The organism is Bacillus sp. sid0103, assembly GCF_019219025.1.
Genome location: NZ_JAHUWN010000029.1, coordinates 21,096 through 36,035, shown reverse-complemented (window position 1 = coordinate 36,035; position 14,940 = coordinate 21,096). Strand labels below are relative to the sequence as shown.

13 protein-coding genes and 2 pseudogenes are annotated in these 14,940 nt (G+C 40.7%); 11 read left to right on the top strand and 4 right to left on the bottom strand.

Annotated elements, in window-relative coordinates; translation table 11 throughout:
• Positions 1–4 precede the first annotated feature (4 nt).
• From KW850_RS25665 to KW850_RS25625, 9 genes and pseudogenes are all read left to right on the top strand, one after another.
• Positions 5–325 (top strand): urease subunit beta, encoded by a 321-nt coding sequence (locus KW850_RS25665; RefSeq protein ID WP_218350600.1) that lies wholly within the window; start codon positions 5–7, stop codon positions 323–325.
• Positions 326–2,035, top strand: a complete 1,710-nt coding sequence (ureC, locus tag KW850_RS25660; protein WP_218350599.1) for an urease subunit alpha — start codon at positions 326–328, stop codon at positions 2,033–2,035.
• Positions 2,036–2,204: 169 nt separating this feature from the next.
• Positions 2,205–2,651: an urease accessory protein UreE gene (gene ureE, locus KW850_RS25655; RefSeq protein WP_218350598.1), complete on the top strand. Its 447-nt coding sequence runs from the start codon at positions 2,205–2,207 to the stop codon at positions 2,649–2,651.
• Positions 2,644–3,330 carry an urease accessory protein UreF gene (locus tag KW850_RS25650; RefSeq protein ID WP_218350597.1) on the top strand — a complete coding sequence of 229 codons (687 nt, stop codon included), beginning with the start codon at positions 2,644–2,646 and terminating at the stop codon, positions 3,328–3,330. Before ureE ends, KW850_RS25650 begins: the two co-directional genes overlap by 8 nt.
• Before the next feature lie 28 nt (positions 3,331–3,358).
• Positions 3,359–3,973, top strand: a complete 615-nt coding sequence (gene ureG, locus KW850_RS25645) for an urease accessory protein UreG (protein WP_218350596.1) — start codon at positions 3,359–3,361, stop codon at positions 3,971–3,973.
• Positions 3,970–4,785, top strand: a complete 816-nt coding sequence (locus KW850_RS25640; protein ID WP_218350595.1) for an urease accessory protein UreD — start codon at positions 3,970–3,972, stop codon at positions 4,783–4,785. The genes ureG and KW850_RS25640 overlap by 4 nt, the downstream gene beginning before the upstream one ends.
• A 127-nt stretch (positions 4,786–4,912) precedes the next feature.
• Positions 4,913–5,545 carry an urease accessory protein UreH domain-containing protein gene (locus KW850_RS25635; protein ID WP_374226390.1) on the top strand — a complete coding sequence of 211 codons (633 nt, stop codon included), beginning with the start codon at positions 4,913–4,915 and terminating at the stop codon, positions 5,543–5,545.
• A gap of 353 nt (positions 5,546–5,898) precedes the next feature.
• Positions 5,899–6,114 (top strand): annotated as a pseudogene (locus KW850_RS25630) (JAB domain-containing protein); the annotation flags it as partial.
• Between the two features lie 374 nt (positions 6,115–6,488).
• Positions 6,489–6,707 carry a hypothetical protein gene (locus KW850_RS25625; protein ID WP_218350592.1) on the top strand — a complete coding sequence of 73 codons (219 nt, stop codon included), beginning with the start codon at positions 6,489–6,491 and terminating at the stop codon, positions 6,705–6,707.
• A gap of 114 nt (positions 6,708–6,821) precedes the next feature.
• Here the strand turns inward: KW850_RS25625 and KW850_RS25620 are convergent, their stop codons facing one another.
• The 3 genes from KW850_RS25620 to KW850_RS25610 form a co-directional block, all read right to left on the bottom strand.
• A complete protein-coding gene (locus KW850_RS25620) occupies positions 6,822–6,998 on the bottom strand; it encodes an aspartyl-phosphate phosphatase Spo0E family protein (protein ID WP_218350591.1) in 177 nt (58 codons plus the stop codon).
• A gap of 342 nt (positions 6,999–7,340) precedes the next feature.
• Positions 7,341–8,012 carry a ThuA domain-containing protein gene (locus KW850_RS25615; RefSeq protein ID WP_218350590.1) on the bottom strand — a complete coding sequence of 224 codons (672 nt, stop codon included), beginning with the start codon at positions 8,010–8,012 and terminating at the stop codon, positions 7,341–7,343.
• 28 nt (positions 8,013–8,040) lie between these two features.
• The gene (locus tag KW850_RS25610; RefSeq protein ID WP_218350589.1) at positions 8,041–9,201 is read right to left on the bottom strand and encodes a Gfo/Idh/MocA family protein; all 1,161 of its coding nucleotides are present in this window, start codon (positions 9,199–9,201) and stop codon (positions 8,041–8,043) included.
• Positions 9,202–9,541: 340 nt separating this feature from the next.
• On the opposite strand from KW850_RS25610, the pseudogene KW850_RS33550 reads away from it, so the two are divergent.
• Both KW850_RS33550 and KW850_RS34090 read left to right on the top strand, forming a co-directional pair.
• Positions 9,542–9,835 (top strand): annotated as a pseudogene (locus tag KW850_RS33550) (cupin domain-containing protein); the annotation flags it as partial.
• A 51-nt stretch (positions 9,836–9,886) separates the two neighbouring features.
• Entirely contained in the window at positions 9,887–10,297 is a 411-nt protein-coding gene (locus KW850_RS34090; protein ID WP_374226389.1) for a helix-turn-helix domain-containing protein, read from the top strand.
• Between the two features lie 214 nt (positions 10,298–10,511).
• On the opposite strand, the gene KW850_RS25600 is transcribed toward KW850_RS34090, so the two are convergent.
• The gene (locus KW850_RS25600) at positions 10,512–14,699 is read right to left on the bottom strand and encodes a S8 family serine peptidase (protein WP_218350587.1); all 4,188 of its coding nucleotides are present in this window, start codon (positions 14,697–14,699) and stop codon (positions 10,512–10,514) included.
• Between the last annotated feature and the right edge of the window lie 241 nt (positions 14,700–14,940).

Below are 14,940 nucleotides of genomic sequence, written 5' to 3'. Positions count from 1 at the left end.
AGCAATGATACCTGGGGAGTATCGATTAAAAAAGGAGCCAATTTTGTGTAATGAAAATAAGCAGCCGCTAGTCATTCCTGTGTTAAACCGGGGCGACCGCCCAATCCAAATCGGTTCGCATTTTCATTTTTTTGAAGTCAATACAGCATTGCAATTTGACCGAGGTCGGGCATTTGGCAGGCATTTGAATATTCCTGCGGGAACGGCCGTAAGGTTTGAGCCTGGCGATGAAAAGGAAGTAGAGCTCGTTCCTTTTTCGGGGGAACAGAAGGTGTACGGTTTAAATCAATTAACAAACGGTTCTGTCATAAAGGAGGAGAAGTAAGTGAGCTTTCACATGCCGCGAAAACAATATGCCGATATGTTCGGTCCAACGGTTGGAGATGCTGTCCGTTTAGCAGATACTGATCTGTTTATAGAAATAGAAAAAGATTACACCACCTACGGGGATGAAGTGAAGTTTGGGGGAGGCAAGGTGATTCGTGATGGAATGGGGCAGCACCCGCTTGTGACAAGGGCGGAAAGTGTGGACCTTGTGTTAACCAATGCGATGATTGTTGATTATACCGGGATTTATAAAGCAGACATTGGTGTGAAAGATGGGAAGATTGTGGAGATTGGCAAGGCTGGGAATCCGCTGCTGATGGACAAGGTGGATATCGTCATTGGTGCGTCAACCGAAGTGATTGCCGCAGAAGGAAAAATCGTAACCGCCGGAGGCATTGATGCCCATATCCACTTTATTTGTCCGCAGCAAATTGAAACGGCGCTTTCCTCTGGCGTGACCACGATGATTGGCGGGGGGACAGGGCCGGCTACAGGCACGAACGCAACCACCTGTACCCCAGGCCCGTGGAATATCCACCGGATGCTCCAGGCAGCAGAAGAATTCCCAATGAATCTCGGTTTTTTGGGAAAAGGAAATGCTTCGGATGAAGCTCCGTTAAAGGAACAAATTGAAGCGGGAGCAATCGGCTTAAAGCTTCATGAAGACTGGGGAACAACGGCTGCAGCCATTGATACGAGTCTAAAAGCGGCTGACCAATATGATGTGCAGGTCGCCATTCATACCGATACCCTTAACGAGGGTGGATTTGTTGAGGATACATTGGCTGCCATTGATGGACGCGTGATCCATACGTATCATACGGAAGGCGCCGGGGGAGGACATGCACCGGATATTATTAAGGCTGCCAGCTTCCCAAATATTTTGCCGTCATCGACCAACCCAACAAGGCCTTACACGGTCAATACCCTGGAAGAGCATTTAGATATGTTGATGGTTTGCCATCATCTTGATCCGGAGGTTCCGGAGGACATTGCTTTTGCTGATTCGCGGATTCGCAAAGAAACGATTGCCGCAGAAGATATCCTGCACGATATCGGTGTATTCAGTATGATTTCCTCTGATTCGCAGGCGATGGGACGGGTGGGAGAAGTGATTACCCGTACGTGGCAAACGGCGGATAAGATGAAAAAACAGCGCGGAAAACTGGCGGAGGATCAAGGCGTTGGTGATAACTTCCGAGTCAAGCGGTATATTGCCAAATATACGATCAACCCTGCTTTAACACATGGGATTGCCGATTATGTCGGTTCGATTGAAACAGGAAAGCTCGCGGATTTGATTGTCTGGGATCCGGCGTTTTTCGGTGTGAAACCAGAGTTGATTTTAAAAGGCGGCATGATTGCACACAGTCTGATGGGAGATCCAAATGCCAGTATTCCAACGCCGCAGCCGGTTATCTATCGTCCAATGTTTGCATCATTCGGAAGTGCCAAATATCAAACGTCGATGACATTTGTCTCCCAAGCTGCTTTTAAAAATGGGGTTCATGAAACACTTGGGCTAAAGAAAATCGTCAAACCTGTGTCAGGGATCCGCCAGTTAACGAAAAAATCGATGGTTTTTAATGGGGAAACACCTGAAATCGAAGTGGATCCGCAAACATACGAAGTGAAAGTAAATGGTGAATTAATAACCTGTGAGCCGGTGGAAGTAGTTCCAATGGCACAGCGCTATTTCTTGTTTTAGGTGTTTGAGTTGCAGAAACCCGGGATGGTACAACGATCTTGCTTGGTTGAAACGTTCTATTTTTTGTGTTTGGCGTAATAAATTCTTTTTTCGCGAAATATTTACCAAGTTTGGCGAAATTCATTCCTGTAACGCCCTACTCTATTTCTTTTTTTAAGGAGAGAAAAAAATGATTATTGAAAAAGTAATTGGAAATGTTGCGACAATAGAAAAAAAAGCACCGCATACAGAAAGGGTGTATATGAACAGCGATGACTTGGTTAAACGGATTCAGCGTGTTGTCACCGACCATGGCAAGGAGATTGGGATTCGCTTAAAAGACAATAGTGACTTAATCGATGGTGATGTTTTATATATAGATGAACGAAATATGATCGTAATCTCCGTTAAAGATGATGACTTGTTGGTGATCCAGCCAACGTCGATCCAGCAGATGGGGGAAATTGCCCACCAACTGGGGAACCGTCATCTCCCGGCCCAATTTGAAGGAAATGAAATGCTTGTTCAGTACGATTATTTGGTCGAAGAGCTTCTCCAGCAATTAGAAATTCCTTTTAAGCGGGAAAATCGAAAGGTAAAGCAGGCGTTTCGCCATATTGGACACCGACATGATTAACGAATTGTTTCCATTGCTTCAGTTGTGTGATTCCAACTTTCCATCCGGAGCCTTTTCGCATTCGTTCGGATTGGAAACCTACATTCAAGAACAAGCCATTACGGATACGAAAAACTTTTCTGAAGCGATCATCGTATATATCGAAAAACAGCTTGTTTTTGTCGAGGGACTGGCGTGCCGGCTTGCTTTTGAAGCGGTCGAGCAAAACAGGATGGCGGATCTTTTCGAGCTGGATCAATTATTATTTGCTGCGAGCCTTGCTGCAGAAACGAGGATCGGCAATCGACGAATTGGGGAACGAATGGCAAAGCTATGTGCGGGCCTTTATCCATCACCGATTCTCGACGATTATGTCGATAAAATCAAAGAAAAGCAGGCCTATGGACATTCTGCCTTGGTTTTTTCGATCGTTTCCTGCCACTTACAAGTGGGGAAAGAAACAGCCATTGGCGCGTATTTATTTGGAGCTGTTTCCTCACTTATTCAAAACGCTGTCCGCGGCATTCCCCTCGGCCAGACCGATGGTCAAAAGCTGTTGGTCAACATCCAGCCGCTTTTAAAGAAAGCCGTTCGGAAGATTTTGTTGTTGTCCAAGGATGATCTTGGGGCGGTCAGCCCTGGATTGGAAATTGCCCAAATGCGTCATGAACGATTACATGTGCGCTTGTTTATGTCTTAAATTTTTTAGAAAAAGAGGGATGTTGAAAATGGAACCAGTACGTATTGGTATTGGAGGACCTGTTGGCGCAGGAAAAACGATGCTTGTGGAAAAATTAACGCGGGCGATGCACGAAGAACTGAGCATGGCCGTTGTAACGAATGACATCTATACAAAAGAAGATGCGTTATTTCTCATGAAAAACGGAGTGCTGCCGCAGGATCGGGTAATCGGGGTGGAAACTGGCGGTTGTCCGCATACGGCGATTCGTGAGGATGCGTCGATGAATTTTGCGGCCATCGATGAATTAAAAGAAAGGCACCCTGATGTTGAATTGATCTTCGTCGAAAGCGGCGGCGATAATTTAGCTGCAACGTTCAGTCCGGAGCTTGTTGATTTTTCCATATATATTATTGATGTGGCCCAAGGGGAAAAAATTCCTCGCAAAGGTGGACAAGGGATGATTAAGTCAGACTTATTCATCATCAACAAAATTGATTTGGCGCCTTACGTTGGGGCAAGTCTGGAAATCATGGAGCGGGACACAATCGCCGCGAGAGGGGACAAGCCTTATATTTTTACAAATTTAAAAGATGGAACAGGCCTTAATCAAGTGATCGATTGGATTAAAAAACAAGCTCTATTAATGGGATTAGAGTCATGAGCTATACCGGTGTATTGGAGCTTTCTGCGGTCAGAAGGCAGTCCAAAAGTATTGTATCCAGCTGTTATTATGAAGGGGCATTGAAATTAACCCGCCCGGTTTACCTGGAGGAGGATGTGCCATCCGTTTATCTGATTCATGTTGGGGGCGGATATGTCGACGGCGATACCTATTTGACTGACCTTTCAGTTGAGGCGGGAGCCGAATTGGCAGTTACTACGCAATCCGCTACAAAAGTATATAAAACGCCGAAAAACCCTGTTGTTCAGCAAACAAATTTGAAAGTGGGCAAGGGAAGTGTGCTTGAATATTTGCCGGATTCATTAATCGCTTATGAGGGTGCGCGTTTTATTCAAGAAACCAATGTTCGGATGGAGGAGGAAGCTTGTTTTTTTTATAGCGATATGATTACACCCGGATGGGCAGAGGATGGGAGCTTGTTTCGCTATAACTGGATCCGTTCGAAATTAAAAGTCTATAAAAATGACAAGCTCGTTTTATTTGATCATTTGCTGCTTGAGCCGGATGATCAGTTGAACGGGATTATGCAAATGGAGGGGTATACCCATGTTGGTACCTTCCTCATCCTTCATAATCAAGCAGATAAAGGTTTTTTGGATGGTTTATATGAGTTCATGGAGGATATTCAGGAAGAAGTTCGTTTCGGATTGTCCTCTTTGCCGGAGGGAGGAGTGATTTTGAGGGTGCTGGCCCGGTCTACAGGGATGATTGAGAAAATGATTACTCATGCGCATGCATGGGCCAGACATCAGTTGTTGGCGAAGGATGTTGTTAGATGGAGGAAATATTAAGGTTGTGGAATGCATCTTTCTTGGAAAAGAAGGATGCATTGTTGTTAAGGATTGTGCAGGAGGGATATTGGTGGGAGAATTAGTTTCGATTTTAAGTTTAGGGTTTCTTCTTGGATTAAAACATGCAATGGAACCGGATCATGTCATCGCGGTCTCGACTATTGCTAGTCAGAGTAAAAAATTATGGAAATCTTCTTTAACAGGAATATTTTGGGGGATTGGGCACACAGCCACTCTGTGTTTTGTAGGGTTGGCAGTTATTTTACTGAAGGGAGAAATCCCTGAGATATGGGCCATGCCACTTGAATGTATTGTAGGAATTATGCTCGTTTATTTAGGTTTATCAGCCGTTATTCGATATAAAAACAGCCGTATTCATCGTGCCGGAAATCACGGATTCCAGGCGCCGCATGACCATGTTCATCGATATAAGGGTACACTCTATGTGAAATCTCTTTTTATGGGTTTTGTCCACGGACTGGCAGGGAGTGCGGCAATGGTATTATTGACAATCAGTACAGTACATACGGTTTGGGGAGGGGTTCTCTATATTTTGGAATTTGGTTTAGGAACCATTATCAGTATGCTTTGTTTTACGACGATCCTTGGAATCCCCTTTGTCATGTTCTCAAATAGGGCATTGATTCATAAGGCGTTCGCCCAAATTACAGGTGTGATAAGTACGGTATTTGGCTTTTATTATTTGTACCATTTAGGTGTATCAGAAGGTTTATTTCATCTTTGGATTCAGCACATATAGTGCCTGTCACGCCCCGAATTTGGTGGAAGAAGGGAGCAAAAGTACCAGCTTGTTTCTTCTGGTGCCTTTTAGTGTGTTTCCCCAATCAAGGTCGCCAATAGCCTTGATTGCCTACCCAAAATGCTTTTTTTCCCCCAATGACTGTCGCCGATATCCTCGATTGTCAATACTTTATCAAACCAATTCCAGTCGTTAAGTCCATACGTGATTTGTCTTGAGAATTTAGTAGGGAAAACCCTGCTAATGAGTCAGCGTTTTGACCTGTCTCTTCCTTATTTACACCTTAAAAGTGAACCCGTCAAGCCCATCCCAATGAGAAGGGCTTTTGTTATGGTATGAAACGGAATACATGAAGAGAGGTGTTCAAGTCAGCCATCTTGAATAATTGCGCATCGATCATTGTCTGTCACCAGCATCCATCACAGAATGTTCAACCCTCTAGAGAAGATTTAGAGGTAACGAGAAGATTGGTAGAAGCAGGTAAGATTCTAGGTATCGAGGTTTTGGATCACCTGATTGTGAATGCCGATGCTGAATACTACAGCTTGAAAGCAGAAGGTAAAATGTAAGATCCGAAGGAGAGGGTTCGCCCTCTTCTTTATTTTTAAACGTTTTTTTGTGGTAGTTCGTCTTGTTTAGGGACATTGAGTCCCAACAAGACGGCTTCATTCCATGCTATGCAGGGATGAAGCATAAAAATGTTTTATACTTGCACTGTGCCAGAATCTCATTTCAAGAATTTTCATGAGGTTTAATTGAAAAAATCCGAAAATGTCCGCTAAGCTATTTCCTAACACTAATAAAAGATAAAAAATTATTTGATTATTATAAATATTCGGTTAAATCGACAAATATTTTACAATCACTTATTTATAATGGAGGAAGGTGATTCTTGTTTGTCCAATAGGTTTTCCTACATTTTTTAATAATGGGAGATGTAAATATGGATTTTTATGAAAAGTTACCTACTGATTTTTTAATTGCTTTTTATGATGAAATAATGAAAAACATTGAAAAAGGATTATTAACGAAAAATATGTATTATGAACTAGGTTTACTTATTTCAGTTGCAAGTGACAGGGGGATTACATTAGAGCAACCATGCGACTTTGAACAGATAGTCGATCAAAAGGCTCTAGAGGATTTTATTCATTTTACGTAACATGTAACGTAATAAAGGATGGTTTGGTACCATCTTGGAACTTTTACTATGTAACCATCAAATGAAAATTAAAAAAAATTCCCGTATTCAGTTGTGAAAATACAGGACTTTTAATCAAACTTCTGTATGTTGCTGATTTTTACTTTTTTGATACATCGTGATGAGCTCGTCCAATTTCTGACTGTAACAAAGGGTGTCATTGCTATTTAATCCAGTGTTCCCCGCAATTAGGATCAACATCTTTCTCATCTGATTGATCCGGTCCTCTAGTTCCTTCATCTCGATAACCATCATACATTCCCCTGATTCTCTTTAACTGTTTAATTCGATAAATTGTAGTTTCCTCGCAATTATTATTATGCGAAAAATTTTAAGTGATTGGAATACATCTGACAAAACCCCCTAAAACATTACAAAAAATTGTATAAATAGACGAACCAAGGGCTAAAAGAAAGAACGAGAGCCCTTTCTTTCAGATCGTACCTGTCGCTTTTTCACTGACGACGCTACCACAACTTAATCTTCTCAAGACATGAGCTGCAAATAAGGTCAATATTGACGAAAAACAGGTTATACCAGTTACTGGTATAACCTGTTTTGGCTGCTAATCTAACTATCTAAAAAAGAACGGATTCACTTCGTTTTCTTTCCTTCAGAGGCCCATAAAAATCCACGGCGCATAATAAGCGAAACTTCAGGCATGGCAACGATGTTCGCCTGATGGCCTAATGAATTATAAAACACATTTCCAAGACCCCATCGTTTGGTCCAAACTACAGGCATATCAACGGTTTTATTAGCAGCATGGGGGCCGTCAGCAATTGGAAAGCGGGTGGTAGCTAATATTTCAACGGCTGGATCGTAATGAAGATAATATTGCTCACTAACAACTTTAAAATCAGAAAGACCCTGTAATAGCGGACTTGAGGAATGCTTGATGTTGACCATGTATTCCACACCATTATTTCCAGGATGGGCAACCCAATTACCGCCAGTCATAAATTGCCAGTCTACATTGTTCCGGAAAGAGTCACACATTCCACCGTGACAGCCAGCTAAACCAACACCAGCTGCTACTGCTTCAGAAATATTTAAGACATACTTTTTTTCAATTTCACCCATTGTCCAGTGGGGAATGATTAAATCCAATGATTTTAGCTTTTCCTTGTCTGCATAAGAGTCAAGTGAATTTGATACCTCTACTTGGAAATTTTCTTCCTCAAGGATTCCTTTAAAAATTTCTGCTACCTGCTCAGGCTGATGGCCGTCCCATCCGCCCCAAACGATCAATGCACTTTTTTTCATGGAAAAGGTACTCCTTTATAGTTTTAGTTTAGACGTCAGAAATTCGGATCCATTGGCGTTTCTCAATTGATAAATCAACCGCTTCCAAAACTTCTTGACACTTTACGCCATCAAGGAAGTTTGGAACAGGCTGACGATTCTCACGGAAAGACTCCATAAGTTCAACCACTTCGTGAATAAACGTATGCTCATAGCCGATTGTATGTCCTGGAGGCCACCAGTTTTGCGCAAAAGCGTGAGCAGGGTCAGTTGCTAATACGCGGCGGAAGCCTTGTACATCCTTCCTGTCATCCGTGAAATAAACCTGCAGCTCATTCATACGTTCAAAGTCGAAGATGACACTGCCTTTACTTCCGTTGATTTCAAAAGAATTCGTACAGCGATGTCCTGCAGCAAAACGTGTCGCTTCAAAGCTTCCTAATGCCCCGTTAGAAAAACGAGCCATGAAAAGGGTAGCGTCATCCACCGTTACTTCGCCTTTTTCATCACTATTGCTGCCTTTTGCTGATAAGCCGGTCATCTGAGAAGGAATGGGCCGTTCTTTAATAAACGTTTCGTTCATACCAATAACTTCGGTAATATCGCCAATAAGGTAGTGAGCCAAATCGATCAGATGAGCCCCAAGGTCTCCGTGAGAACCTGAACCTGCAATTTCTTTCTGAAGTCTCCAGGCTAGAGGGAAGTTTGGATCCACGAGCCAATCTTGTAAAAACCAGGCGCGGAAATGATAGATTTCACCTAACTTGCCTTCATCTAGTAGCTGTTTAGCCAGCATTACAGCAGGCGCAAAGCGATAGTTAAATCCAACCATATGTTTGACTCCAGTAGTCTCAACAGCTTCAAGCATTTCTCTAGAATCCTTCAATGTAATCGCTAACGGTTTTTCGCAAAAAACATGCTTTCCAGCCTGTGCCGCAGCAATCGCTATGTCTTTATGTACATCACTCGGTGCATTGATATCGATTAAGTCAATATCATCTCTTTCTAAGAGACTCTTCCAGTCGGTAATATATTCCTCCCAGCCGAATTGCTTGGCGGCAGCAGCCACACCGTTTTTATCACGGCCGCAAATTACCTTCATTTCAGGATGAACCGTCTTCGGGAAAAAAAGCGGAAGATCCCGGTAGGCATGACTGTGTGCCTTACCCATAAATTTATAGCCGACCATACCAATTCTGAGTTTTTCCATAGTGATCTCCTTTTTTTATATGATTGTTTTAAGAATAGGATTGATATAGATTTAAAAACAAGACCCTGGTATTCTAATCATCGGAAACATGATGATCGGATACAAAAGGGAGCCCCAAAGTTACATCTGAGAATTTGATACCATAACCAAGAGAAATGAGACCAAATTCTTTTTATCTTATATTGGTAAACTTATCATTTTTTCGTTTGACACAACAAGATAAAACTTATATAATCCTAGACAAAATTTATCCTTTTCGAGAGAGTCAATCTAAAATGTTAATATATGAATCACACCATTTTGATCTAATTTCAAACTATGATGTCATAATTTAAACTTTCCAAGCCACCTCCATCGTTGTTTTGAATTAATATTTGTCGTTGATGGGGAAATGGAAGTAATGATTGAACAAAGATGTTTTCCTTTACATACTGGACAATACTTATTAATATTACCGAATGAAATTCATTCGATCGTTACAAAATCTCATTCCAGGGCTAAAATATGTATCTTTTCACCAGATTATATTCCAACATTTCAAAGGATGATAGAAACTAGTTCCCTGGAAAAACCCATTTTTAACCTATCCTTGGAGACAAAAACACTTATTTCTAGAACACTCTTTAAAGATAACTTAAATCTACTAGAGCAAAAAGCAAGCCTCTATTTATTACTATCTGAGCTAATGTCACAAACTACGCTAATTAAAGCGGAAAAAAAAGACTCACAGTTGCTCCACACCATGCTAACCTATATACAGGATCATTTTACGGAAGCCATTTCTTTAAATAGTATCGCCGTTACATTAGGTTATAGCTATAATTATTTATCGAAATATTTTAATGCTAGTGTTAAAACGTCTTTTGCAGATTTTTTAAATGGAACTAGGATTAGCTATGCTTGTCATCTGCTAAGAACTACGGAAAAAAATATAACTGAAATTGCTTATCTCTGTGGTTTTGAAAACATTCGATCATTCAATCGCAACTTTGTAAAGAAAACATTATGTACACCAAAAGAATATCGAGAAAAGATACCTTTGATGTATCTTGATCTCCACCCTTTCCACAATCAACTAGGTACTCCGTATTCATGAAAACATCCCTGGTGATCCATGTGTACGTTATATAAACTGTGCAAATCCTGAATGATATAAAAAAATACTTTACAGAGAGGAAAATGAGCACACATTTAAACAAAAGAAGTACTTTTAAACCTTTTCCATACCGAAAAAAGCATAAAAAGAACCCGAACAACAGACCCTTTTAGTGTCTGTTGTTCGGGTTTGCATTTAAAGAAAGCTGCTCTTCCTAGTTAAGACCTAATTCTTTTTTGATACTTTCCAATGTCTGCCCTTTGTACCGGTCTTTTGGTGTTAGCGGGTTGGTCGCATTCCTATTTACCAATAAGAAATTATTTTCTATAAAGGCAAAATCCTTCATGTCGACTATACCATCAAAGTTGAAATCTGCACTGCGTGTATTCGTACCCCAGTGTTGTTTCAGGAATACTGCATCCATAATATCAATGACTTGGTCTCCATTTGCATCACCAGAATGCATAATCTCAAAATTAGGCAAATTGTCACTTTCACCTTGAATGGTGTCTCCATTTTGTTTATAAATAGTAAATGGGGCACTAAATTCAAAATCACCTGGCACTTGAATATGATAAGTAAGCTCTTTTTTTGTTACCGGCAGCCTAAAGTGGGAAACCAAATAGCCTCCATCTACATTCATAACTGTTCCTTGATATTTTTGGTTGTTTTCATCCGTAACAAATGCTGTTGCACCTGCCTTTGCAAAATCCACATCTAAAGGAAGGGCTTCTTCTCCTATTCCCACTAGTACTTCCGAAAATGTTGGGATTACATAGGACTCGACAGATACACTTGGAACCGATACTGTATCCCCGTTAGTATTTATATAGGACGATGTAAGATTCTTAAGATCTATTTCGCCATCATAATAGAGGTCATCCTTTACTTTCATGGTGACATCTACCACTGGAAGGGTTCCATCAATACTTTGGCCTGCATCCTTAACAGCTATATGAATACGATGCTTTTTATTTACCCCGCTTCCTTGTAATTCTTCATCATTTAGTTCTACTGTGGCCTTTTTCTGTAGCTCTGGATTGACAGTGACGCTTTCAATATCAAAGTAATCACCTAGATAATCGAATGTAAAGGTTTGATCCTTCAACTTATTTGCGTTATTCATTGTCAATGTGTAAGTTACCGAATCACCCATTTTTATCTCTTGGTTATTCGGTTTTGCTGCTACATACTGTGTTCCTTTTTTTACAAAATAAGTTGTTGGCATATCTGGGTAATGCCCAGCTCCCGATATACTTTGAGCCATGAAACGAACCGGGAGAATCGGGACGGATTCATTCATTGGTATAGTTCCTGCAAATGTTCCATCTGAATTAAGTGAAATGACTTTGTCTAGGTAAGGACTAAAATCCTTTGGTTGGTTGTAGGTATACCCAACTCTATTGTCAGCTTGTGAGACATTCAAGCCGGCAGTCTTCATTTCATTGATAACATTGGCGTAAATAGACCCTGAAAAGGATACCGATTTTTGGCCTGCTTCATATTCATATACTCCTTTTGGCAGGTTATACTTAAATTCTGGTGCAGCATTGTCAATAAAAAAGTACTCTTCATTTTTAGCTGTAAACGCTTGACCTTGCTCAGTTATTCCAAAAGCCTTTATTTTATATTTGCCTGGTTTCAAATGATCCATTCGAGAGGCTAGGGAAGAAAATAAATCATTGATATCACTAGAGGATGGTTTTTTTTGATTCCGTAAAAACGGTATATAATATCCCATCCAACCCGATAGAGAATCTTTGTTTGGCTCTAGCTTATCACCGCGAGTACTAGTTAGTTCCCCAATATATTCGTTTGTTTCTGGGTCAACAATCATCAAAGTAACCCATTTTACATGTGATGTTACATTTACAATTATTTGGGGCCAAGATTCGTATGGATTTCCATTCGCAAGAATTGATGAAGTTCCTGAATGTGTTTTTATTTTGAAAGTATTAAATGCTGGTGCATTTTCGTAAGAGAAGCCGAATGGAACTTTATATGTTTCAGATGGATTGTCTTTATTTGAATACACCACATATCCTTCATAAAATCCCTTTTCTGCTGTTTTTGGAATGTAGAGAGAATCTAAAATTTTCTTTTGTTCTCCCCCTTTTAGTTGGACAGAAGTTGCCGTTTCGACCTTCACACCATTCTTCGCTGCATCTTTCGATCCTCTTAGACCGGTTTGAAATTGTACCTTAACATCATATGTTTTGGCAGTAGTTCCGTTGTTTTTCATCACAACCGTTTTTGAATCAACGATATCTTGGCCTGGATCATAGAGTTGTCCAAAGCTGATGCCGCCCGAATTATCATCAATGAATGTTTCCTTCCCTCCACTTTTTAATATTGGGGTAGTGTCCATAACTTTGATTTCCATATCAGAATGGATCGCTTTATAAGGATCAACTCGTCCTGCACCAACTTCAAACACACTGTAAGGATTACTTAGCGGATCTGCTGTATTCATTAAAATGGACTTTACATCTTCAGGCTGCAAACCAGGTTTTGCTTGCAATAACAGCGCTGCAATGCCAGCAACATTCGGAGTTGCCATCGAAGTACCAGACATCCGTTCGTAAGCATATTGATAATTGTCCCCTTGCCCATCGTTGACTACGTCGGATGCAGCAGTAGATAGTACATCTACTCCTGGGGCAGTGACTTCTGGTTTGATTTCGTAAGTGTTATGGGATGGTCCGCGGGAGCTGAAATCTGCTAATTGATCTCCCTGTGTTTTTATTTCTGACATCTCACCAAAGTTGAAGTTTGTGTAGCCTGCTTCCACTTGTTGTTTTAACGCTAATCCGTCTGCTTGTGTTAAGGAGAATGTAGATATAAAATCTTTTCCCTCTGCAAAATAATAAGGTATCTGCCCTTCTGTCGGATTATTATTATATAAAAGGACCGCAGCTGCACCGTTTTGTTTCGCAAAATTAATTTTAAAATCCATACCGAAATCTCCTCGGCTTATTAGGGCTATCTTTCCTTTTACATCTTTATTAAAAAAATCCTCGGTCCTTCCCATTCCGACATCAACAACTGGGAGTGTTTGACCTTTAAACTTCGTAATGTCATCTCCAAATCCGAACGCGAATAGTTGTAAATTTACACCCACTGCCTTTTGTCCAGCTGCAAGTGAGCCTTTAAAAGTGGGAATGGTTCTTGGGACATTACTTGCACCCACCGTGAGCGCTAATGATGCGGTACCTGGGCTTCCTAAAGTGTACATTTGATTGCCGGCGTTTCCTGCTGCTATTACTGCTGTGACTCCAAGTAAAACAGCGTTGTCAGCTGCTAAACTGATAGGATCCCACGGGTCATTTGTATTTCCACCTAATGACATGTTAATGACGTCCATGCCATCTTCAATTGCTTTATCAATTCCGGCCAAAATAGAAGAATAGTATCCTCCTCCATATGGTCCTAAAACTCGGTAAGCATAAAGATCAGCGTCTGGAGCGATTCCTGTCGTTGCATATTTACTATTATTTTTTCCTTGTCCGGCAATCGTTCCTGATACATGAGTTCCGTGAGTGGTCATGTATGACTTGGCATCGGATGGCTTACCTGCTTTTACCCAATCTTCATAGGTCGTTTCCATCGGATCGGCATCATTATCGACAAAGTCATATCCACCTTTATAGGCGCCTTTTAAATCAGGATGGTTATAGTCAATACCTGTATCGATCACTCCCACCTTAACGCCTTTTCCTGTGTACCCTTCGTCATGAAGCTTATCAACTTGAAGGAAGGAAAGCTCATCTGACATTCCTAATCCCATGGTTCCAACATCTGACGCTTTCGCTTTTACCGGTTGCTCAACTTTTACCTGTAGATCACTGTAAACAGCTTTAACTTCCATTGAGTTTAATAAGGATTGAACTTGGTTGGCTGGTAGTTTCATAGCTACACCATTGAACGCATGTTTATAGGATCTATTTACCTTGTAAGAAGGTGAAGCACCCTTTTTTGCCCCTTTAGACGCAAAGATCGTTGCCAAATCATTTTTAAAGGTATCATGTGAAGCATCCACTTGTTTTTTTGCTTCTGTTACAGACAACTTTTTCCCTTTTGATGCTGCATCGATTACCGCTAATTTAGCCGGACGTTGTTTGAATTCAACAATAACTGGAATTTCATCTGAACTCTTCAAATTTACATCTTTTGATAATTGTAAACCCACGATTCCATTCATGCTTTGCAGTTTTGTGAAAGCTGCTAGCTGTTCTGGAGTGAGATTAGCTGGTAATTGCTCAGTTGGTGCTTTGATTGGTGCCTTCGTTTGTGCATGAGCAACTGTTGAAGAGTAAGAATTTGATAGAAGTCCCGAGAATGGTGATAAAACGAGAGCACTGGAAAGACATATTGTCGCAAATCGTTTTTTATTTTTACCCACTAATTTCCACCCGCCTGTTATTTTCTTTTTATACATCTCCATATAAAAACCTTTGCACATCGGAAAAATCAACAAACCCTTGTTTTCACTATGTAGTACTTAACATACTTCCAACTGGCAACATCCTCTCAAATTGGATTTTAAACACTATTTCATTTCTGCTAAAAATTGGTTTTCCACCTACTTCCACTTCAATATTACTAACATTTAAAATATTATGTCTTTTATAACTGCAAATCAA